15 protein-coding genes and 2 pseudogenes are annotated in these 20,560 nt (G+C 69.8%); 10 read left to right on the plus strand and 7 right to left on the minus strand.

The genetic code is table 11. From position 1 onward, the window contains the following. Positions 1-55: 55 nt before the first annotated feature. Positions 56-928 carry a LysR family transcriptional regulator gene (locus KXC43_RS27120; protein ID WP_221378987.1) on the plus strand — a complete coding sequence of 291 codons (873 nt, stop codon included), beginning with the start codon at positions 56-58 and terminating at the stop codon, positions 926-928. Between the two features lie 185 nt (positions 929-1,113). Here the strand turns inward: KXC43_RS27120 and KXC43_RS27125 are convergent, their stop codons facing one another. Further along, positions 1,114-2,373, minus strand: a complete 1,260-nt coding sequence (locus KXC43_RS27125; RefSeq protein ID WP_308129276.1) for a PP2C family protein-serine/threonine phosphatase — start codon at positions 2,371-2,373, stop codon at positions 1,114-1,116. Positions 2,374-2,442: 69 nt separating this feature from the next. Here KXC43_RS27125 and KXC43_RS27130 point away from each other — a divergent pair, with 69 nt between their 5' ends. Continuing rightward, a complete protein-coding gene (locus KXC43_RS27130) occupies positions 2,443-3,957 on the plus strand; it encodes a GGDEF domain-containing protein (RefSeq protein WP_221378988.1) in 1,515 nt (504 codons plus the stop codon). A 16-nt stretch (positions 3,958-3,973) separates the two neighbouring features. Here KXC43_RS27130 and KXC43_RS27135 read toward each other — a convergent pair whose 3' ends face one another. Further along, positions 3,974-5,467: an FUSC family protein gene (locus tag KXC43_RS27135; protein WP_221378989.1), complete on the minus strand. Its 1,494-nt coding sequence runs from the start codon at positions 5,465-5,467 to the stop codon at positions 3,974-3,976. A gap of 112 nt (positions 5,468-5,579) precedes the next feature. Here KXC43_RS27135 and KXC43_RS51310 point away from each other — a divergent pair, with 112 nt between their 5' ends. Then, positions 5,580-6,104 carry an SRPBCC family protein gene (locus KXC43_RS51310; RefSeq protein ID WP_255644913.1) on the plus strand — a complete coding sequence of 175 codons (525 nt, stop codon included), beginning with the start codon at positions 5,580-5,582 and terminating at the stop codon, positions 6,102-6,104. A gap of 41 nt (positions 6,105-6,145) precedes the next feature. Here the strand turns inward: KXC43_RS51310 and KXC43_RS27145 are convergent, their stop codons facing one another. Further along, positions 6,146-8,440: a putative bifunctional diguanylate cyclase/phosphodiesterase gene (locus KXC43_RS27145; RefSeq protein ID WP_308129277.1), complete on the minus strand. Its 2,295-nt coding sequence runs from the start codon at positions 8,438-8,440 to the stop codon at positions 6,146-6,148. 715 nt (positions 8,441-9,155) lie between these two features. Next, on the minus strand, positions 9,156-9,791 hold the full coding sequence (locus KXC43_RS27150) for a TetR/AcrR family transcriptional regulator (protein ID WP_308129278.1): 636 nt from the start codon (positions 9,789-9,791) through the stop codon (positions 9,156-9,158). Positions 9,792-9,856: 65 nt separating this feature from the next. On the opposite strand from KXC43_RS27150, the gene KXC43_RS27155 reads away from it, so the two are divergent. The 3 genes from KXC43_RS27155 to KXC43_RS27165 are packed head-to-tail and all read left to right on the plus strand — an operon-like array spanning position 9,857 to position 11,399. Next, positions 9,857-10,150, plus strand: a complete 294-nt coding sequence (locus KXC43_RS27155; RefSeq protein ID WP_221378991.1) for a hypothetical protein — start codon at positions 9,857-9,859, stop codon at positions 10,148-10,150. After that, positions 10,150-11,025, plus strand: coding sequence for a methyltransferase domain-containing protein (locus tag KXC43_RS27160; protein WP_221378992.1), 876 nt, complete (start codon positions 10,150-10,152; stop codon positions 11,023-11,025). Before KXC43_RS27155 ends, KXC43_RS27160 begins: the two co-directional genes overlap by 1 nt. Before the next feature lie 32 nt (positions 11,026-11,057). Beyond that, positions 11,058-11,399, plus strand: coding sequence for a hypothetical protein (locus KXC43_RS27165; protein ID WP_221378993.1), 342 nt, complete (start codon positions 11,058-11,060; stop codon positions 11,397-11,399). A gap of 22 nt (positions 11,400-11,421) precedes the next feature. Here the strand turns inward: KXC43_RS27165 and KXC43_RS27170 are convergent, their stop codons facing one another. Together KXC43_RS27170 and KXC43_RS27175 are read right to left on the minus strand one after the other, a co-directional pair. Further along, complete coding sequence (locus KXC43_RS27170; RefSeq protein ID WP_221378994.1) at positions 11,422-12,060, minus strand: ATP-binding protein; 639 nt, start codon at positions 12,058-12,060, stop codon at positions 11,422-11,424. Positions 12,061-12,150: 90 nt separating this feature from the next. Next, positions 12,151-15,219, minus strand: a complete 3,069-nt coding sequence (locus KXC43_RS27175) for a hybrid sensor histidine kinase/response regulator (protein WP_255644914.1) — start codon at positions 15,217-15,219, stop codon at positions 12,151-12,153. 182 nt (positions 15,220-15,401) lie between these two features. Here KXC43_RS27175 and KXC43_RS27180 point away from each other — a divergent pair, with 182 nt between their 5' ends. Further along, the gene (locus KXC43_RS27180; RefSeq protein ID WP_308129296.1) at positions 15,402-15,746 is read left to right on the plus strand and encodes a hypothetical protein; all 345 of its coding nucleotides are present in this window, start codon (positions 15,402-15,404) and stop codon (positions 15,744-15,746) included. Here the strand turns inward: KXC43_RS27180 and KXC43_RS27185 are convergent. Continuing rightward, positions 15,688-17,634 carry an APC family permease gene (locus tag KXC43_RS27185; protein ID WP_221379279.1) on the minus strand — a complete coding sequence of 649 codons (1,947 nt, stop codon included), beginning with the start codon at positions 17,632-17,634 and terminating at the stop codon, positions 15,688-15,690. The two genes, KXC43_RS27180 and KXC43_RS27185, sit on opposite strands and share 59 nt — an antisense overlap. A gap of 234 nt (positions 17,635-17,868) precedes the next feature. Here KXC43_RS27185 and KXC43_RS27190 point away from each other — a divergent pair. From KXC43_RS27190 to KXC43_RS27200, 3 genes and pseudogenes are all read left to right on the plus strand, one after another. Further along, a pseudogene (locus tag KXC43_RS27190) lies at positions 17,869-17,949 on the plus strand (potassium-transporting ATPase subunit C); the annotation flags it as partial. A 36-nt stretch (positions 17,950-17,985) separates the two neighbouring features. Further along, positions 17,986-19,604 (plus strand): annotated as a pseudogene (locus KXC43_RS52420) (ATP-binding protein). Positions 19,605-19,637: 33 nt separating this feature from the next. Beyond that, positions 19,638-20,558 carry a DUF389 domain-containing protein gene (locus KXC43_RS27200; RefSeq protein WP_221378995.1) on the plus strand — a complete coding sequence of 307 codons (921 nt, stop codon included), beginning with the start codon at positions 19,638-19,640 and terminating at the stop codon, positions 20,556-20,558. Positions 20,559-20,560: the final 2 nt, after the last annotated feature.

Raw genomic sequence — 20,560 nt, forward strand, 5'->3', positions numbered from 1 at the left:
CGCGGTACGACGTCCAATGCCAAAACGGCACTGAACGCATTGGTATCTTCAATCAGTGCTGAACCTCGTTCACCTCAAGGTGCTGGCCGCAGTGGCCCGGCACGGGTCGGTGACCGAGGCGGCGCGGGAGCTGCACTACTCCCAGCCATCGGTGAGTCACCACCTGGCCCGGCTGGAGGCCGCCACCGGCGCCAAGCTCATCCAGCGGGTCGGCCGTGGGATCCGGCTGACGCCGGAGGGACGGCTCCTGGCCCACCGGGCCGCCGAGATCGTGGGCCGGGTGGACGCCGCGACCAACGAGCTCGCCGCGCAGGTCGGCCTGCATGCGGGGCGCGTCCGGCTGGCCGCCAACGCGTCGACGTTGAGCACGATCGTGCCGGCGGCTGCCGCCGCGCTCGCCCAGGCGTACCCGGGAATCGAGCTGAGCCCGATCGAGCGGCACCCGGTCGAGGCGTTGCAGATGCTGCGGCACGGCGAAGTTGATGTCGCGCTCGTGTTCGGGTACGCCGACGCTCCCGTCGAGGAGGAGGGCGTCCGCCTGCTGCACATCGGCGACGACTCGCTCAACCTGCTCAGCCGGCAACCCGGCGACCGGCTCACGAACCACAGTGCCTCCGCCTGGATCGGCGGGTGTGACCGGTGCGAAGCGGAGCTGCGCGCCGCGTGCCGGCGCGAGGGCTTCACTCCGCGGATCACCGCGCACAGCGACGACATCGTCGTCGTGCAGTCCCTCGTCGCCGCCGGCATCGGCGTGGCCACCCAGCCCGGTCTCGCGCTCCGGGCCCATCACCGGCCGGACGTGCACGCCACCGAGATCCCCGGGTGCCGCCGCCGGATCAACGCCGCGACGTACGGCGACCCGCCCGACCCGCCGGCCGTCGCCTGCGTGCTCGCGGCGCTCACCGAGGCAGCGGCGGCGCCTGAGTGAACCGGCGCCCCGAGGGTGACGGTGCGCTGTCGGGCACCTGCCGTCGCTTCGCTCACCAGCCACGTGCGCGCCGGAGGCCGGGAGACGGTGTGTACGGACGTCATGTGCGGAGTAGGACCCGAGCAGTCGGCCGATGACATCACCGTCCTCGCCGTCCACCGACGGCCGTAGGCGCGGGATGTCTGCTAAGAGATCGGTGTGCTGGCGCGGTGGGGGTCGGCGCCGGCGTCGGTGTCGCGGGTGTCGCCGTGGCGGCCGTGCCAATCGAGCACCAGCAGGCAGGCGTCATCGGGCAGGACGGGGCCGGAGACCTCGAGGACGAGGTCGCTGAGCACGCGTACGACTTCACGGGCGTGCAGTCCACTGAGGTCCTGCAGCCGCGCCGGCAGATCGATCTCGGCCGCGCCACGTTCCAGCATGCCGTCGGTGACCAGCACCAACCGGTCACCGGGCCGGAGCACGATCGCGGACTCCCGATAGGCCCGATGACGTAACACCCCGAACGGCCGGTTGGCGGGTAAGGCCATCGGCCGGGCGATCGCGTCCCGGATCAACAACGGGACGGGATGTCCGGCGTTGACGACGGCAAGAACTCCGGTGTTGAGATCGAGGCGACCGAGCAGCCCGGTGGCGAAGGTGGACCCGTTCGGCGCGTTGTCGAGCAGGGCGTCGTTCGCGGCCTCGGCCTGGTCGAGCAGGGTGCCGCCGCGGCGGCGGGTGTTGCGCAGGCTACCGACGCACAGGGTCGCGGTCAGGGCACTTTGCACGCCGTGGCCGACGGCGTCGGTGATGCTCAGATGCAGCAGATCGCGGGCCAGGCTGTAGTCGAAGGTGTCGCCGCCGATGTTGGCGGCCGGTTCCAGCCAGGCGGCCAGGGTGAAGGAGTCGGCTTCGCAGGTGAACGCCGGGGGCAGCAGCCGTCGTTGGATCTCGGCAGCAAGGGTGAACGGAGTGGTGCGCTGGCCCCATTCGAACAGATCGGTGTGCCGCCGGTTGGCGATGATGACGAACGCCAGCGTGTGCGCCGCCTGGGACACGGCGTGTACGGCTGTCTGCGGCGGCGCCGTCGGCAGGGCCACCTCCAGCAGCCCGACGGCTTCGCCTCGTTGCGTCACCGGCGCTCGCACCACGAAGACGCCGTCGGACTCCTCGATCAGCACGTTCTGTGTCCGCAGGGCCTGCTCCTGCGGCCCGCCGTCGAAGGGAAGCATCATCGCCACGTCCCGGTCCTGCTGACGCCCTTCGGCGACGGCGCCGATCGGGTCGTACGACAGCCGTACCAGCGCCCGCCCACTCATATCAGCGACCAGGAACGACACCCACAGTGCGCCGAGGTGTGCCCCGACCCGGCGGGTCACCGCCGCCACCGCATCAACCGGCGCCGCCTTCTCCACCTGGAGCAACACGTCACTCAAGCCCATACCGCCGGTTTCACTGTCGGTCACGCCCGCAGCTTAGATCGCTTCCGGGACTGGACGAAAAGGGGCGGTAGCGCGGGCCGTGTGAGCCAGCCCATGCGCACGCAGCCTCAAGCCGTGGTCTCGGCCGTCGATGGCAGCGGCGTGATGCTTCTTCGTGGGCGGCCGTTGTGGCAGTGGTGGCTTCTGTCCGGTGGCTTTTTCGGTGCCGTTTATCTGGCTCTTCCGTCGGACAATCCGTGGGCCTGGGGACTCTACAACGTCATCGGGTTCGCCTCGGCGGCTGCCATCGTGATCGGGGTCCGTCGCAACCGGCCGCGCCGGTCCGGACCGTGGTACTGGTTCGCCGCGGCGCTGGCCCTGTGGGCGGCCGGCGACGTCGTCTATCAGGTGCAGTTCTTCGTCTGGGACTGGCAGACCTTCCCGGCCCCGGCCGACGGGCTCTACCTGCTGGCCTATCCGATGCTGGCCATCGGCGCATTCCAGCTGATCAAGGGCCGTATCTCCGGTCGCGACCGGGCCGGCCTGCTCGACGCGGCCATCGTCTCCACCAGCCTGTCGCTGTTGTGCTGGTCGTTCCTGATGCGGCCGATCGCCGTCGACGAGTCCCTCAGCGTGCTCGAGCGGCTGGCCTCGCTCGCGTACCCGGCGGGAGACCTGTTGCTGCTGATCATGGTGGTGCGGTTGAGCACCACGCCGGGCGCTCGTACGGTCAGTTACCGCCTGGTGATCGCCGGGCTCGTCGCCGAGTTGGTCAGCGACATCGGCTACGCGGTGGTGAACATGTTCACCACCTACAGCGACGGCATCCTCGACGCCGGCTGGATCGGCATGTACGTGCTGTTCGGCGCCGCGGCCCTGCATCCGTCGATGCGAGCGCTGTCGGAGATCGCGCCGGACCGGACGGAACGGTTCACCACGGGTCGACTCACCTTGCTGGCGGTCGCTTCACTGCTGGCCCCCGTTGTCCTGACTGTGCAGGGTCTGACCACTCCGGCCAGCATCGACTGGGCGGCGATCGCGGTCAGCTCGGTCGTGCTGTTCCTTCTCGTGCTCGCACGGATGGCCGGCCTGATCTCGCGCGTCCAGGACCAAGCGGCCCAGCTGCGCGCGCTCGCCCACAACGACGCGCTCACCGGGGTGCCGAATCGCCGTGCCTGGGACCTCGAGCTCAGCCGGGAGATGGCCAAGGCGGTCCGCAGCGGCGATCCGGTCGCCGTCGCGCTGATCGACATCGACCACTTCAAGCGGTTCAACGACACCCACGGGCACCCAGCCGGCGACCGGCTGCTCAAGGAGGCCGCGGCCGCCTGGCGCGACCAGCTGCGTACCGCGGACCTGCTGGCCCGCTATGGCGGCGAGGAATTCGGGGTAGTGCTGGTCGGCCAGTCCCTGGAGACGGCGATCGCCGTTCTCAACCGGATGCGGGCGGCTACTCCGAACGGCCAGAGCTTCTCAGCCGGTGTCGCATTGTGGGACGGCCGGGAGATCCCGGAGCAACTCGTCGCCCGGGCGGACGAGGCGCTGTACCGGTCGAAGCATGACGGCCGCAACCGGGTCACCGCCGCCACATCGGCAACGACAGCACAAGCCGGTGCCCGGTCGCTATGAGCAGATCCCGCGGCCATCAGCCGGGTCGATCCTGCTCGGGATCCGGCTCGGTGCCGCCCGGCCGTGGCACGGGCTGCGCAGTGTCCTCCTCGGCCAGTGAGTCGGCGGCGGCCCGGAGGGCGGCCGCGGCGGCATCGGCGGCCGCCTGCTCGGCCTGAGGGTTCGGAGCCGCTCTCTGGCTGGGGAAACGTGGAGCCCGGGGATCGGGGTTGGCCAATTGCGCTGCCGCATCCGTCGCGGCCTCCGCGGCGACGTTCATCATCCGCCGGACCACTTGCCGGGAACGGTTGGTGACCAGCGGCAGGGTCTGCTCGGCGGCACCGACGACGCGCCGCGCCGCGCGGCGTGGCCCCTTCGTCAGCGACGGCGGGCGCCACGGCTGGGCGGCTGGACGTACCGCCGCCTCGATCTCGACCCGCAGCCGGTCCACGGCGGTGAGCAGCGCGCCGTGTTGCTGCCAGGCCGCCGCATCGGCGTGCGGGTCGACCAGCAGCAGCCGGCCCAGCACCTCACGCCGCTGGTACAGCTCGTTCAGTAGCTCGGCCACGCGGGCACGGGTGATGTCCACCGGCTCACCGCCCGCCGCGACGGTCGCCACCCCGTCCAAGGCCGCGGCGGCGACGTCCAGCACGTCGGCGAGAGCCAGGCGGGCGGCGGGGGGATAGGCCTCGGCCTCCAGCTCCGGCGGCAGATAGAACGTACGGTCGAAAATCTCCCGGCACAGAGTGCGGACGACGATGGTGCAGTATTCGATGGCGGTGAGGGCCGTGCGCAAGCGTGGTTGCGCCATCCGGACCTCGGCCCCGCGCGGGTTGAGCACGGCGCTCTGCTCGGCCCGGACCAGCGAGTGGCCGGCCTCCAGCACCGATGCGCTCAGGCCTCGGGCCGCCGTGAGCCAGTCCTGCGCGTCCTGGCGCGACCAGCCGGCGCGCAGTTGCGTGGCCAGGGATCGTAAGAAATCCCCGAGGCGGGTGGCCAGGCCGGCGACCGCCGATCCGGCGGATTCGACGTGGACGGGCGGCACGATCGCGAAGTTCACCGCGATGCCCATCGCCGCGCCGATGAGCGTCTCGTACACCCGGCCGGCCGCCGCCTGTGGCGCCGCGGCGCCGCCGACGGCAAGGACGAGCATCGCGCTGATCGGCACCTCCAGCGTGTGTGGACCCAGGCGGAGGAGCTGCCCGAGTACGAGGCTCACGCCCACCACGACGCCGAGGCTCCACCAGCTCAGCCCGGCGACGGCGGCGAGACCGACCGCGACCAGGACGCCGGCAAGCACGCTCAGGACGCGCTGCAGTCCTTCGGCGACCGTCTGGTACACGGTCAGCTGCACCACCAGGATGGCGGTCAGCGGCGCCAGGATCGGCGACGCGGTGGTGTTCAGCAGATCGGCGGCGACGTAGGCCAGCACGGCGGCGAACGTCACCTTGGCCGTGCGGATTCCGGGGATCCGTCCCCACCGGGCAAGCACGGCCGTCCAAGGGTGGCGCAGGTAGGTGGTCAGTCTCATCGCTTCTCCTCGCCGGGTCGAGCCGTTCCCGATGGTCGCGTCCGGACCGGCTTGCCCCCATGAGTCGACTTGACTCCGTCACGCCCAGCACCGCAATGCCGGTGGGCGGTTCATGGCGCATCTCGAGCAGGTCCGCTCCACCGGTGACCGGACGAGTCACTGGTCGGCTGCCGCTCCGTTCGGCAAGAACGTTGAGTGGGACGCGGAGATCATCGATGAGACGCCGGGCGAGAAGCTCGGGTGGCGCTCGACCGCAAACGCCGACGTGCCCTACGCCGGTACGGTCCGGTTCGTGCCCGCCCCGGACGGGGAGAGCACCGAGGTCCACGTCGTGCTGGTGTACGACATCCCGGGCGGTGCGGTCGGCAAGGCGGTCGCGAAGTACTTCGGTGAGGAACCGCAAGGAATTCCCGCAGCGCCCGGCGCAGGCGCCTGGATGAACCGGTCACTGACCCTGCGCACCGGCCAATGCCACGTCCAGCGCTACATGAAGCCCCTGCTGCAGCGCATCGAACGCGGCGAGATCGACCCGACCCGCATCATCACCCACACCCTGCCACTCGACGAAGCCGAACACGGCTTCGACATCTTCAAGAACAAGCAGGACAACTGCGAGAAGATCGTCCTGAAGCCGTGACGACACGCTGCGGCCGGCACCGCCCGCCGACTGAGTCGCGGCTATGCCGCGGCCGGATCCAGCCGTCGTCGCGCGACACGTTGGTGGGTCAGGTGCCGGTGCATGTCGTCGGCGGCCATCGGCCGGCCGAACAGGTAGCCCTGAGCAAGGCGATAGCCGTACCGGCGTAGCTGCGCCGCCTGTGCCGCATGCTCGACGCCTTCGGCGACCGCGTCCAGCCCGAGCCCTTCGATGATCGGGATCAAGCCGGCGACGATCACGCTGTCCCGGTCGCCGTCGGTGAGCTCGCCGACGAAGCTCTTGTCGATCTTCAGGACGTCGACCGGGCAGTCCCGCAGCAGTCCCAGCGAGGAGTGCCCGGTGCCGAAGTCGTCCAACGCCACCCGTACCCCCAGGTCGTGCACCGCCCACAGAGTGCCCAGAGCCTGGCCGCCGCCGAACACCGCGGTCTCGGTGACCTCGAGGGTGAGCCGGTGCGCGGCCAGCCCGGTCCGTGTGAGAACCGCGGCGACGGTCTGCGCGAATCCGGGTTCCGCCAGTTGCCGGGCCGAGACGTTGACGCTGATGCGGCCGGGGGCGGCGTCGGCCAGATCGGCGTCCCACCGCACCGCCTGCGCGCAGGCCTGCTGCAGGACCCAGCCACCGAGTTCGACGATCAGCCCGTTGGCCTCGGCGACCGGGATGAAGCTGTCCGGACCGACGACACCCCAGATCGGATGCTGCCACCGCACCAGCGCCTCCACGGCGACCAGCCGGTCGTCGGCGAGGTCGACGATCGGCTGGTAGAAGACCGTGAACTGCTCCGTGTCGAGCCCGGCACGGAGCGCCGCCCCGATCCGCGCCTGCTCGTCGGCCTTCTCATCCAGCTGCGGGTGGTAGGCCATCACACCGCCGGTTCCGTGCTGACGTGCCGCGTGGACCGCCACGTCGGCCCGGCGCAGGAGCTCGACCGGGTTCATTGCCGTGGGCTCGGCGACCGCGAAGCCGGCCACTCCGATGCTGGCCTGCACCAGCAGAGCATGGCCGGCAACCGAGAACGGCTCCGCGAGCAGCTGTCGCAACGGAGCCACGATCGTCTCCACGTCGGCCTGCCGGCCGGCGGGCTGATCGGTGGGATCGAGCAACAGGGCGAACTCGTTGCCGCCGATGCGGGTCAGCATGCCGGCCGGCTCGTACGTGCCGAGCCGATCCGCGACCGCGACGAGCAGCGCGTCGCCGATCGCGCGTCCGTAACGGTTGTCGACCTGGTCGAACCCGTCCAGGTCGATCACCACCAGGTGCGGGTGGCGGCCCGGCTCGGTCAGGAGGTGGGTCAGCCGCTGCTCGAGCGCCCGGCGGTTGCTCAGGCCGGTCACGTCGTCGTGCAACGCCATCTCGGCGAGCCGGGAACTCTGCCGCTGCAAACTCCGGACGAGACCGGTGTAGCGCGCCAGCGACAACAGACACAGGATCACTCCGCCGATTGCCGCGGCCAACCAGTCGACCTGGCCGTCGCCGGTGACGCCCTGCGCCACCAGCAGGCCGGGAGTGATCAGCATGGTCACACCGAGCGCCAGCTGCCGGCCGCGGGATATGGCGGGAGCTTCGCCGGGTTCGCCGAGGCGGCGCATGGACGGATGCCAGGCAGCGGCCGCCCAGAGGACGTAGGACAGCAGCCAGCCCGCGTCCAGCACGGACGGGGAGTAGGTGAACAGGGTGGTGGCCACGCCGTAGGCCACGTCGGAGATCAGCAGCAGGACGACGGCGGTGACCAGGAACCGGAAGCTGGCCGTGCGGACCGCGCTGGTCGTCAGCAGCCACGCCAGCATCCCCAGGATCAGGACGTCGGCGACCGGGTAGGCGACGGCCACCAGCCGGGTGGTCAGCGGCGTCGCCGCGTCGTCCAGCACCGGGCGGATCAGGAAGGTCCACGACAGCAGGCCCAGCCCGGTCACGACGATGCCCGCGTCGAGCAGGCCTGCGCTGTCGAAGGCCCGCCGCCGCGTACGCACCACCATCGCCAGTCCGGCCAACGTCAGCGGATACGACGCCAGATAGAACACATCAGCCGGCGACGGGAACGGTGCGACGTGAAAGACCTTGTCGTACACGCTGTAGAGGACGTCGCCGAGCACCCAGACTGCCTGTCCGGCCGCCATCCACCACCACAACGCAGGCTGTGACGGGCGGCGCCGACGCACCGCGACCGCGATCATCAGCGCCGAGACCAAGCCGATCACGTCGTACGCGACACTGCGCGCCACGGAGTCGGCGGGAAGCAGGAGATAGCCGCCCACTGCGGCGACCGCGGGTACCAGCCACAGCAACCACCCACGTGCCTCGCGCGAAGTCTCCACTGCTACACGATCACCGCACCCAGGTGCGAATCGGGTACATCTCCGGTGCGGCATCGTTGCTGTGCCGGGCGCGCCCCCCGAGCCCGGCAATGCCGACTGCGGCCCGAATCCGGCGCCCGTTCTCTTCGTCATCCCCTCTGATGCGGAGCGCGGTTTCCTGGCAGCCGACTTCGGCAAATCGGTCGGGGGACCCGAATCGGCGCACATAATCACTTTGCCAGCCACAAAGGCGGGGGAGCCGGATCGCAATTTGACTCCGACGTGAACCGGGTTCATGATCTTGGCTCTCTGATACCCGGGCAGGTCAGCTGCCTTCTCGTGGGGAAAACGGTATGGCAATGAGCACCGGTGCCGCGAAGTCGCCTTGGACTGACGCGCTGATCGCTATGGGTTCGATCGCTGTTGTCAGCGTCTTTGCGGTGGTGCGAGATTGGAGCTTCGGCTCCTGGATCTGGGCGGTAGGCGTGTGTATTTTCGGGGGCATTGTGTCCGCCGTTACGCAGGCACGCCGGAATCGGCGGATCGACCTCATGGTCAAACAAGCACGAGAAATGGACAGCAGGTCCGAATCGGATCGAAGCTCACGATGAACCGTCGCCGCTGACCTACTGATCAGGCGCGCTTGCTGGGGTCTCGTCGGTCCCGTGAGGCTCGACGGTTGATCAAAGCGAGGTTGCTGCCAATTGATCTGCCGGGTCGCGGTGTGGAAGACGGGTCAGTCCGGCGCGCCGAGGACGGCGGCGACGCCGTCCACGAACCACCGCTCGAACCGCTCGACCGGCCACCCGCGCTCGCGTACCAGCCAGTCGTAGTTGCGGATGTCCTGCGCGAGCCATAGCACGTCAGCGGCTCGTTCCAGGCTCACCCGAACCTCGCCGGTGGCCGCCAGATCGGCGGCGAACATCGCCATGCCGCGGCGACGGTCCTCGATGTTCTTGCGCCAGATCGCCGCAGCGTCGGCATCGGCTGTTGCCGCGCTGGCCAGCGCCAATATCATGTGCACTTGTCGCGCATGGGTCTCGGCGAGATGCCGGGCGTACCGGGCGAGCTTCGGCCGCAGCCCGTTCAGGGCCCGAATGTCGGCGACAAACGACCGCTCTGCCATCGCCAGCCGCTCGTCGTCGCCGACCAGAGTGACATCGACGAGCTCCGAAAGCAGCTGGCGCTTGCTGCCGAACACTGCGTACACAGTCTGCACGGCAACGCCGGCCTCGGCGGCGACGGTGGTCAGCGGCGTCGCCGCGTAACCCGGGTCCACGAACAGTTTGGCTGCCGCGTCGAGGATCGCCCTCCGCGTCTGCCGGGCCTGCTCCTGACGGCGGGGCGACACGTAACGGCGGTTGACAGCCACGTGGACAGCGTAGTCCACTATTCGATAGAGCTTCACTCTATCGACTCGACTTTCAGGGGACAGCCATGCCGTACGGCGTCGTGCAAGACATGCCCGCAGTCAGCGAACAGGAATACCGGCAGGTGGAGAAGCACCTCGGCCCGGACCGGCCGCCGGGCCTGCTGGCCCACGTGGCCGGCCCGTCCGACGAGGGCTGGCGGATCATCAACATCTGGGTCGACGAGGCCGCGTTCCGCACCTTTCAGTCCGAACGCCTGGTCCGGGCGGCCGGGCTGGCCGCCCAGGAGGACGGCTTCGACCCGGCGAAGGCCGCCACCTTCCGGTCCGCGAGCGTCGACGGCGCCGAGATGCCGTTCTGATGACCGACACCGCCACGCTGCGCGCCCGCAACGCCGAATTCTGGGCCCGGACGGCGCCGGGCTGGGCCCATCAAGCCGACCGGCACGACGAGATCGGCCGGCCTCTGGGCGCCGTGGCACTCGAGCGGCTGCAGCCCCAGCCCGGTGAACGGGTGCTGGACGTCGGCTGCGGGTGTGGCGGCACCACCGCCCAGATCGCGCGGGCCGTCGCCCCGTCGGGCCACGCGGTCGGCCTCGATCTCGCCGAGGCCATGGTGGCGACGGCACGGAACCGATTCACCGTGCCGGGTGCCGCGGGACCGCGATTCGTCACCGGCGACGTCGAGACGCTCGATGCCGTGCCCGGGGCGCCGTTCGACGCCGTCTATTCCCGCATGACGTTGATGCTGCTCGCCGACCCCGTCGCCGGCCTGACCACAATCCGGCGGTCCCTGCGTGCCGGCGGCCGCTTGGCCGCGACAGTGTTCCGCGACGGCCGGGCAAACCCTTGGCTGCCGACTGCGTTGCTCGGTGCGGCGGCACATCTGGGACCGTTGCCGCCGCTGCCGATCGGCGACGACCCCGGGCCCTTCGCATTCGCTGACGCGGCCCGGACAACTCGGCTGCTCGCCGCTGCCGGCTTCACCGACATCGACATCCAACCGCACGACGTCACGCTCGACGCCCCGGACGACCCGGAAGCGGTCACCGAATGGCTCATCGAGATCAGTCCCGCCGGCAACGCCTACCGGGACGTCGAACCCCCCACCCAGAAGCAAGCCCGGGACGGGGTGGCCCGCCTGCTCGAACGGTTCCGTACCGCCGGTGCCGGCTACCGGCTGCCGGCCGGACTTTGGCTGATCACCGCTCACTTAGACAGGATCAGCACGCGATGACCTCTCACCGGCGCCTCGCAGCATTCCTCAGCATGATCATCGGTACCGCCGTGCTGTCCGGCTGCGCTTCAGCCGACACCTCGAGCGGCGACGAAGCAACCCGGGCAAACCGCGAGCCGCCCGCGGCGGCCGGCGGCTCCTATTCGGCGACGGACGTCTGCGCCTACCTGAAGGGCGAGATCCCGGCTCTGAAGGAGATCGGCAGCCCGGTCGGGCGGCACGCCAACCTGGCCGGCAAACTGGCCACCTTCTTCGAAGCCCACGGCAAGCCGGAGAACGGCGCTGTATTGGACGCGGCGACCAAGGCGGAATGCCCGGCCGTGCGTACCGAGGTGCTCACCTTGATCGAAGTGGACAGCTTCAGCTCGTTCTGACCCGGGCGGCGCGCCGCTGCCGTCATGCTTCGCGGGGTCCGGTCGCTTCCGGCGCGTTCTTCGCAGTGTCCGGCTCGGTGGCAGTCACGGGATGTGGTGCTCGAGTGGGGTTGGTGGTGGCTTGGACGAGCACGCCGGGCGAAATCTCGACCTGTGCCTGCCCCCATTCGTCCGCCAGGATAGGGGCCGGCAGGCCGCTGGGTGCGGGGGCGGGGAGGCAGGCGGTGACGGAGACGGTCACCCCGCCGGGGCTGTCGGTGATCAACAGGGTGTCGGTGAGGTGCTGGGCCAGCCAGAGGCCGCGCCCACCGGGCGTCTGCGGTGACGGTAGGCCCGCGGGTGTGGGGACGCCGCCGGGGAAGCCGGGTCCGTGGTCGATGATGTCGCAGAGCAGGGTGTCACCGTCGCGGCGCAGGTCGATGCGGCCGCGGCCACCGCCGTGGCGCACCGCGTTGGTGGCGAGTTCGTGAACCGCGACGACGAAGTCGTCGAGCGCGTCGCCGGCGAGCCCGCAGGCACGGGCGCTGTCGTGCACCGCGCGCCGCAGAGATGCGAGTTCCTCGGCGGTGAAGTTCTGTGCCAGTCCGCCCGGGTCCGGCGCGCTCAGTGGAAGATCGACCGCGTTGATGGCCTCGCTTGTTCCGGGCTCCAACGGGTTCATGGCGGGCCCCTTACCCCGCCCGTGTCACGAGTAACCCAGCGCCAGCCATTCTGACCGGCGGAGGGCCCCCTCGGGGCGTGACGGGGTTCGTCATGGGCTGGAGCTGGGTTGTTTCAGGGCTGGGCGCCCGACTGGTGATGCGCCCACGGGATACAGGACGGCGCGGACGCGGTCGAGCAGTTCGCGGCTGGTGAAGGGCTTCTCGACAAGGATGACGCCGTCGGGCAGGGTTCCGTTCTCGGTGAGCACGGGCTCGGCGTATCCGGACATGTAGAGCACGGGTATGCCGGGGCGGCGCTGTTTGACCTGGGCGGCGACTTCGTTGCCCATCATCCTGGGCATGATGACGTCGGTGAGCAGCAGGTGAATCGGGCCGGGGTGGGTCTGGGCGAGGTGGATGGCCTCGTCGCCGCCGGTGGCGGCGAGCACGTGGTAGCCGGCGCGGGTCAGGACGCGGGCGGTGATCTGGCGCAGGTCGTCTTCGTCCTCGGCCATGAGGATGGTCTCGTGGGGTGGCGTTCCGGTGGTGGCCTCGGCGACGGGCAGGGCCGCCGGCACGGTGCCGGCGTCGGTTGAGATCTCTACGGCGGGCAGGAGAATGGTGACGGTGGTGCCGATGCCGGCTTCGGAGTACAGGCGCACATCGCCACCCGCGGCGCTGGCGATGCCGTAGACGGTGGCCAGACCGAGGCCGGTGCCGGAACCCTTCGGTTTGGTGGTGTAGAACGGTTCGAAGGCCCGTTCGATGACTTCCGGTGGCATGCCGCTGCCGGTGTCGCTGACGCGTAGGCGTACGTACCGGCCGGCGGGCAGGGTGCCGCCGGTGCTGTCGTCGTCGGTGATGTCGGCATTACTGGTGTCGATGGACAGGGTGCCGCCGCTGGGCATGGCGTCGCGGGCGTTGACGGCCAGGTTGAGCAGGATCTGTTCGAGTTGGCTGGCGTCGGCGTGGATCTGCCAGAGCTCTCGGTCGAGGCTCGTGATCAGGTGGATGTGCTCACCGAGCGAGCGGCGCAGCATCTGCTCGACGTCGCCGATGACGTGGTTCAGGCTGAGCACGGTGGCCTGGGTGATGTCGCGCCGGCCGAAGGCCAGCAGTTGCTTGGTCAGCCGGGTGGCGCGTTCGGCGGCTCGGTTGACCTGGCCCAGATCGTTGCGGACCTCGGCCAGGTCGGCGGGGTCGAGGTCGGGGCTGTCGAGAGTGTCCAGGACCATTTCGGTGTAGTTGCTGATCACGGCGAGGATGTTGTTGAAGTCGTGGGCCACGCCGCCGGCGAGCTCACCGAGGCTTTCCAGCCTGCGGGCATGTTGCAGGCGGCGTTCGCTGGCGTCACGTTCGGCCTGGGCGATCAGCCGTTCCCGTTCGGTCTGGGCGATCAGGCGCTCGGTGACGTCACGAATGGACGTCGTCACGATCATGCCCTTGTCGGTGTCGACCGAGGACAGGCTGATTTCGGCGGGAAACTCGGTGCCGTCCTTGCGCACCGCGGTCAGCGCCGCTCCGGCGCCCATCGGCCGGTTGCGGGGATGAGCGAAGTAGCCGTCGCGGTGTTGCACGTGGGTGTGGCGTAACCGTTCGGGGACGAGGACGTCGACCGACCGGCCGAGCAGTTCTTCGCGGGGATAGCCGAAAAGCCGTTCGGCCTGCGCGTTGATCAGCGTGATGGTGCCGTCGCGGGTGACGCCGATGATCGCGTCCGGGGCGGCTTCCAGCAGTCCTTCGAACATCGTTTCGGCGCGCTGTCGTTCGCTGATGTCGCGGGAGATCGACGCGACTCCGGTAACTGCGCCGGTGGCGTCGGTGATCGGTGACAGGGTCAGCGAAACGGTGATCGTGGTCCCGTCCTGGCGGCGGCGCGAAACGCGGTACTGGTCGATGTTCTCGCCGGCGGTGATGCGTTGCATCAGCTGTTGCTCCGCCTGTTCCTGCCCGGGCGGGAACAGCATGGACGCGTGCCGGCCGAGAACCTGGTCACGCCGGTAGCCGTAGAGCTGTTCGGCCCCTGGATTCCAACTAGTGATCACCCCGCTGAGCGTCTTACCGATGATCGCGTCGTGCGATGAATCGACGATCGCGGCGAGGCTCTCGCGTTCCGCCAGCGTCTGCGCCCGCCCGGCCAGCGCTGCGGCGTGACCGGCGAGTTCGGTGAAAGCCTCGACGTCGTCCTCGGAGAACAGGCTGCGGTACCGGTTGAGCAGCAGCAGCGCGCCGCGCCCGCCCGGCGCGTCCACCGGCCTAGCGGTCACGAACCGGGTGTCAGTGGCCTGAGCGAACGTCACCGCCACCGCCGGCGGACGCGTCCAGCCCGCCAGCGCGTCGATCGGGCGATCGGCGGCCAGGAGTTCGTCCAGGTCTGTTGTCGTGCACTCGATCATGCTGACCGGCCCGGCGGTGCAACCCGCCACCTGCACGGACCGATCCGGCACCGGCATCAGGATCACCACCGTGTCCGAGCCCAGCACCGCGGTGGCGTCCCGGCAGTAGCTCTGCCACGTCCGCGCCGACTCGTTGGCCGGCATGGCCAGCAACCGGCGCATCGGCGCATGGGTGGCGCTGAGCGCCCACATTCGGCGGACTCCCCGCGGCGGAACGAAGGCGAACGTATACAGCACGCCGGAGATCACGGCGAGCACTCGCGATCCCAGCGCTGCGCCGGTAGCGGAGATCAGCAGCGCTGCGCCGATGACACCGGTCCCGGTGGCCGCACACCACAACCGGGCCCGTGCCGCGCCACCACGTCGCTGAGCTTCGACGGCGAGCAGCCACGCCGCGACGGCCTCCACGACGAAGAACACGATCACCGCCGGCCAGACCGCCGGTCGTGGAATCGGCCGTGCCGCCGACGCCAGCACCGGTAAGGCGCTCAGCGCCCATACCGTCACCGCCACGGGCAGGCACCAGGAGCGCAACGGGCGCAGCCGGCTGACCAACCGCAACGTGAACACCGGTTTCGCCAGTAACAACCCGATGGCGAGGATCATCACCGGCCGCGGTGGCGCACCCACGAACAGGCGGACGAGCCCCACCACGAACAGCATCGCGACCGACGCGAACATCCACATGACGTCACGCAGCAACGGATCCCGGCGCCGGAGATACCGCCACGACACCCACGACAGGATGAACACGAACAGCGAAGTGATCAAGATCAGCGCCATGACAACCTCTGTCCCGCCGATAGGCGCGCCCCCATATCAGCGCAATACCTCTCAGGCTATGACAAGTCGACGCGAGGAACGCTCAGAAACGGCAACTGCTGGACGGGGCCGTCGTTCACCGCCCCGACGGAGGTACCCCGCTGGTGGTCGTGACGGGCGACTGTCTCGTCGGACTGGGAATCGTGGCGGGGCTTCAGCGCGCGGGCACGGACCCGGGCATCGTCTGGTTCGACGCGCACGGCGACGTGCAGAACTGCGACACCCGTGCGCTCGAGAGCCCGGTGGGTTGCCGCGGCCCGTCCGACCATTGCGGTGAGCCGCATCGCGAACCCGTCGAGGGTGACCGGATCGGTGTAGACAGCGGAGGACCGGCTCGAGCGCCGCGACGCGTCCCCACGCAGAACGCGCTCCGCCGGGTCCACACCGACATCGGCGATCACATTGTCCGCCGAGTGACTGCCGTGAGGATCAGGACCCGACGTGGATGCCGGGGCGGCGGGTCTGGTCGGGTTCGTGTCTGCGGATGATTTCGCGGGTGACGGGGGCGGTGTCGCCGCGGCCGAGGAGGAAGTAGCGGATCATGTGTACCAGGGGGCTGCCTTCGGCCCAGGCGAAGTAGCAGTGCGGGCGTACGCCGGTGGCGTCGCGCAGGGAGAGCAGGATCGCGGCGATGGCGTTCGGCGCTGCCGGCGCTTCGGTGCGCAGGATTCGGTAGCCGTCGACGTCGACGCCGCGGACGACCAGGCTGTCGCTGAAGGCGGAGGGGTCTATCACGTCGACCTCCAGGAACAGGATGTCGTTGGCACCGGGGACCGGGTTGTCGCCGCGCTGTTCGCGTTCCTTGAACTGGTATTCGGCGGCGTCGCCGGTCTGGCGGCGGTGGGCGACGAGGTCGAGGGCGCCGTCGAGTTCGATGGATTCGGTGATGAACCGGCGGGCGGTCTCGTCGAACTCGATGCTGTCCACGCGGAGCTCGGTGGTGCGGCTGACCCGGGAGATCAGTGAGACGGCGACGATGCCGGCGATGAACAGGCCGGAGATGGCGATGCCGTCCGGCTTCTCGATGATGTTCTCGACCAGCGCATAGCCGAGGATGAGCGTGAGCAGCGCAAATCCGGATGTGGCGCCGCGCCGGCGTTTGCGCAAGGCCCAGACGGTGACGGCGAAAGCGCCGGAGACCATCATCGCGAGGATGCCGGTGGCGTAGGCGCCGGCCTGGGCGTTGACGTCGGCGCCGAACGCGATGGTGATGATGACGCTGATCGTGGTGTAGACGAGCACCACCGGGCGTACGGCGCGGCCCCACTCCGGTGCCATGCCGTACCCGGGCAGGTAGCGGGGCACGATGTTGACCAGGCCGGCCATGGCCGACGCGCCGGCGAACCACAGGATCAGGATGGTGCTGATGTCGTAGGCGGTGCCGACCGCCTCGCCCAGCTGCTCGTGCGCCAGCCAGGCAAGGGCCCGGCCGCTGGCTTCGCCGCCCGGCTCGAATTCCTCGGCCGGGATGAGGACGGTGGTGACGAAGCTGGCCGCGAGCAGGTAGACGCTCATGATGAGCGCGGCCGTGGTGAGCAACTTGCGGCTGTTGCGGATGCGGTTCTCCAGTCGCTGCCCGGCGTCGGCGCCCGAGGCGGCGACCAGCGGCATCATGCTGACCCCGGTCTCGAAGCCGGACAGGCCGAGCACGAGCAGGGGGAACGCCACCACGGCGGGCTGGAGCAGTCCACCGACGCCTCCGCCCACGTCGCCGAGCGCGGAGGTCCAGGCCGACCAGGCGGCGCCGTCGGTGATGACGTGGACGAGGCCGTCGCCGATGACCAGCGCGTTGAGCCCGAGGAAGATCGCCACCAGGGGGATCGCGACGCTGACGGCCTCGCTGAAGCCGAGCAGGAAGACGAAGCCGAGCAGCAGGAGCAGCCCGACGGTCAGCGCGACCTCGTGGCCGTGCAGGAACGACGGGAAGAACGGGTTCTCCACCACGTGCACGCTGGCGTCCGCGGCCGACAGGGTGATCGTGATGAGCCACGACGTGGCGACGAAGCCGAGCAGCACCAGGACGAACAGTTTGCCCTGCCAGAACGGCAGCAGCCGCTCCAGCATCGCGACCGAGCCGGCGCCGTGGGGGCTCTCCCGGGCGACCCGGCGATACATCGGCAGGACGCCGAACAGGGTGAGCGCGACGATCAGCAGGGTGGCCAAGGGAGAGACCGCCCCGGCCGCGGCGACGGCGATCGCCGGCACGTAGGCCAGGCTGGAGAAGTAGTCCACTCCGGTCAGGCACATCACCTTCCACCACGAGTGCTGTTCGGTGTGTCCCTCGCCGGCTGCGGGTCCGACCGGTTGCACCCGATGGCGCAGCAGCCAGCCGGGCAGGCCCTTCGAGGGTGGCGTCTCGTGGGCCGGGGAAGCCATCACCGCGGGTACGCCGTACTCGGGCGGCGCCTCGACCGGAGCCGGTTGCTCATTCACCGGACCAGGGTCGCTCGGCCGGAGCTTTCCGGCCCTGGGCCCGGCGTTAATATCGCGTCAAAATCTAAGCCCGGAGCGCTGCCGGTGCGTGAACGCGCATGACCAGCGCCACCCCGATCACCTGACCGTGCTGATCCGGGCGGTCGAGCGGCAGTGAGCGTTCAGCCACGCTCGGCAACTTCCGGGCGGGCGCTCGGCTTCCTCGGCGAGCCCGCGGTCAACGTCCTGGAACTCAACCTCGCGCTCGACGGCACGTAGGACTCGACGGCAAGCAGGAAGGGAGGCGGCGCCGACATGGCTCGCGGAGAACTGCGCATCTTCCTCGGCGCCGCCCCGGGCGTCGGCAAGACCTGCACGATGCTCGAGGAGGCGCACCGGCGCGCCGAACGCGGCACCGACGTGGTCATCGCGTTCGTGGAGACCCACGGTCGCAGACACACCCAGGCGATGATCGGCGATCTCGAGGTCGTGCCCCGCGCCGAGATGCGCTACCGGGGCGCCGGCTTCACCGAGATGGACCTCGACGCGGTGCTGGTCCGCCGGCCGGAACTGGCCGTGGTGGACGAGTTCGCCCACACCGACGTGCCCGGCGCCCGCAACGCCAAGCGGTGGCAGGACGTGCAGGAACTGCTCGAGGCCGGCATCTCGGTGCTGACCACGGTCAACGTCCAGCACCTGGAATCGCTCAACGACGTCGTCGCGCAGATCACCGGCGTCGAGCAGCGCGAAACCGTCCCGGACGCCCTGGTGCGCGCGGCCGAGCAGGTCGAGCTGGTCGACATGACCCCGGAGGCGCTGTGCCGGCGGATGGCGCACGGCAACATCTACCAGCCCGAGAAGATCGACGCGGCGCTCGGCAACTACTTCCGTACGGGAAATCTGACCGCTCTGCGGGAACTGGCTCTGCTGTGGCTCGCCGACAAGGTCGAGGAGCAGCTCGACCGGTACCGGCCGACAACAAGATCAACGCGACCTGGGAGACCCGCGAACGGGTGGTCGTCGCCCTGACCGGCGGCCCCGAGGGCGACACCCTGATCCGCCGACCCGGCTGCCCTGGCCCGCCAGCGCGTCCTGGTGGAAAGCCTCAGCGATTCGTATCACCAGGTCGTCGGCTCCGACGTGCCCCGGGCGCTGCTGGATTTCGCCCGCGCGGTGAACGCGACGCAGATCGTCCTCGGCGCGTCCAGCCGCGGCCGGTTCGCGCAGATCTTCTCGGCCGGTGTCGGGGTCACCACCACCGCGCTGTCCGGTCGATCGACGTGCACCTGGTGACCCATGAGCGCGCCGGGCAGGGCCGTCGTCGCCGCGCGCCCGCGGCCCTGTCGCGCAGCCGGCGCATCGCCGGCTTCCTGACCGTTCTCGCCGGGCTGCCCGCCCTGACCGCGGTCGGCCATCCGGTCTGCACCCGATCGGCGGATGCGGACGCCGAGGTCAAGGCGGACGACGACCTCGTCCTGCTCGAGACTGCCGACGTCTCCCTCGACCGGCTCATCCGGCTGATCACCAACCTGCTCGACATGAGCCGGCTGCAGGCGGGCGCCCTCGGCGTCGAAGCCGTCGACGTCGGCGCGGAGGAGATCGTGCCCCGTGCCCTGGACGACCTCGGCCCGCCGGGACGCGCGGTCCAGCTGCACATCCCCGACGACCTGCCCTACCTGCACGCCGACCCCGGGCTGCTCGAACGCGTCATCGACCACGGCCCCGGCATTCCCGAGGACCGCTGGGACGACGTCTTCCTGCCGTTTCAGCGCCTCGGGGACCGCGACAACCACACCGGCGCCGGGCTCGGACTGGCCCTCTCGCGCGGACTCACCGAGGCGATGGGCGGCACCCTCACACCCGATCAGACCCCCGGCGGCGGTCTCACCATGGTTGTCTCTCTGCCTTCCGCCCCGCCCCGGAACAGCCCCTAGACTCACGGTCACCGCGATCATGAGGGACCGAAGATGCTGCACGTACGGGTGATCAGCCCGGAATCGAACACCGACCACGCCTTGGCCGCGCTGACCGGCGACGTCGCGGTCACCCACATTGTCGTGCTGGCCGGCGCCGCTCGTGAGCCGCGCGGCGACGTGATCGAGTTCGACGTCGTGCGGGAGGGCGCCAGCGCCGTGCTGGACCGGCTGCGCGGTCTGGGGCTCGACCGTGAGGGCGCCATCGTGATCGAGCGCGTCGACACGACGATGTCGGCGTCGGCCGATCGCGCCGAGCGGCATGTCCCCGGGCTGGGCGTGGATGCGGTGGTGTGGCACGAGATCGAGCACCAGACGGGCGAGGAGACCACGCTGTCGGTGTCGTTCCTGGCGTTCATGACGATCGCCACCATCATCGCCGCCATCGGTGTCCTGCTGGACTCGCCGATCCTGATCGTCGGTTCGATGGTGGTGGGCCCCGAGTTCGGGCCGCTCGCCGCGCTGTGTGTCGGCCTGGTTCAGCGCAAGGCGAGCCTGCTGCGCCGCTCGGCGCTGGCGCTGGGCGTCGGTTTCCCGTTCGCGATGATATTGACGGTCGGCGTGGTGTGGCTGCTCACCGCGGCTGATCTGGTCAGCCGGTCGATGCTGCTGGACGAGCGGCCGCTGACCGACTTCATCTGGCGTCCCGACGCGCTGTCCTGGGTCATCGGCTTCCTCGGCGGTGTGGCGGGCATCCTGTCGCTCACTTCGGCCAAGGCGGGGACCCTGGTCGGTGTGCTGATCTCGGTCACCACCATCCCGGCGGCGGCGAATGCCGCGGTCGCGCTGGCCTACGGCGTCCGCGACGAGGCCGTCGGCTCGGCCCTGCAGCTCGTGATCAACGTGGCGGCGATCGTCATCGGGGGAGCGCTCACCTTGGTCGTACAGCAATCGGTGTGGCGCAAGCGTCATTGAGA

It is taken from the genome of Paractinoplanes polyasparticus, assembly GCF_019710575.1.
Classification (GTDB): domain Bacteria; phylum Actinomycetota; class Actinomycetes; order Mycobacteriales; family Micromonosporaceae; genus Actinoplanes; species Actinoplanes polyasparticus.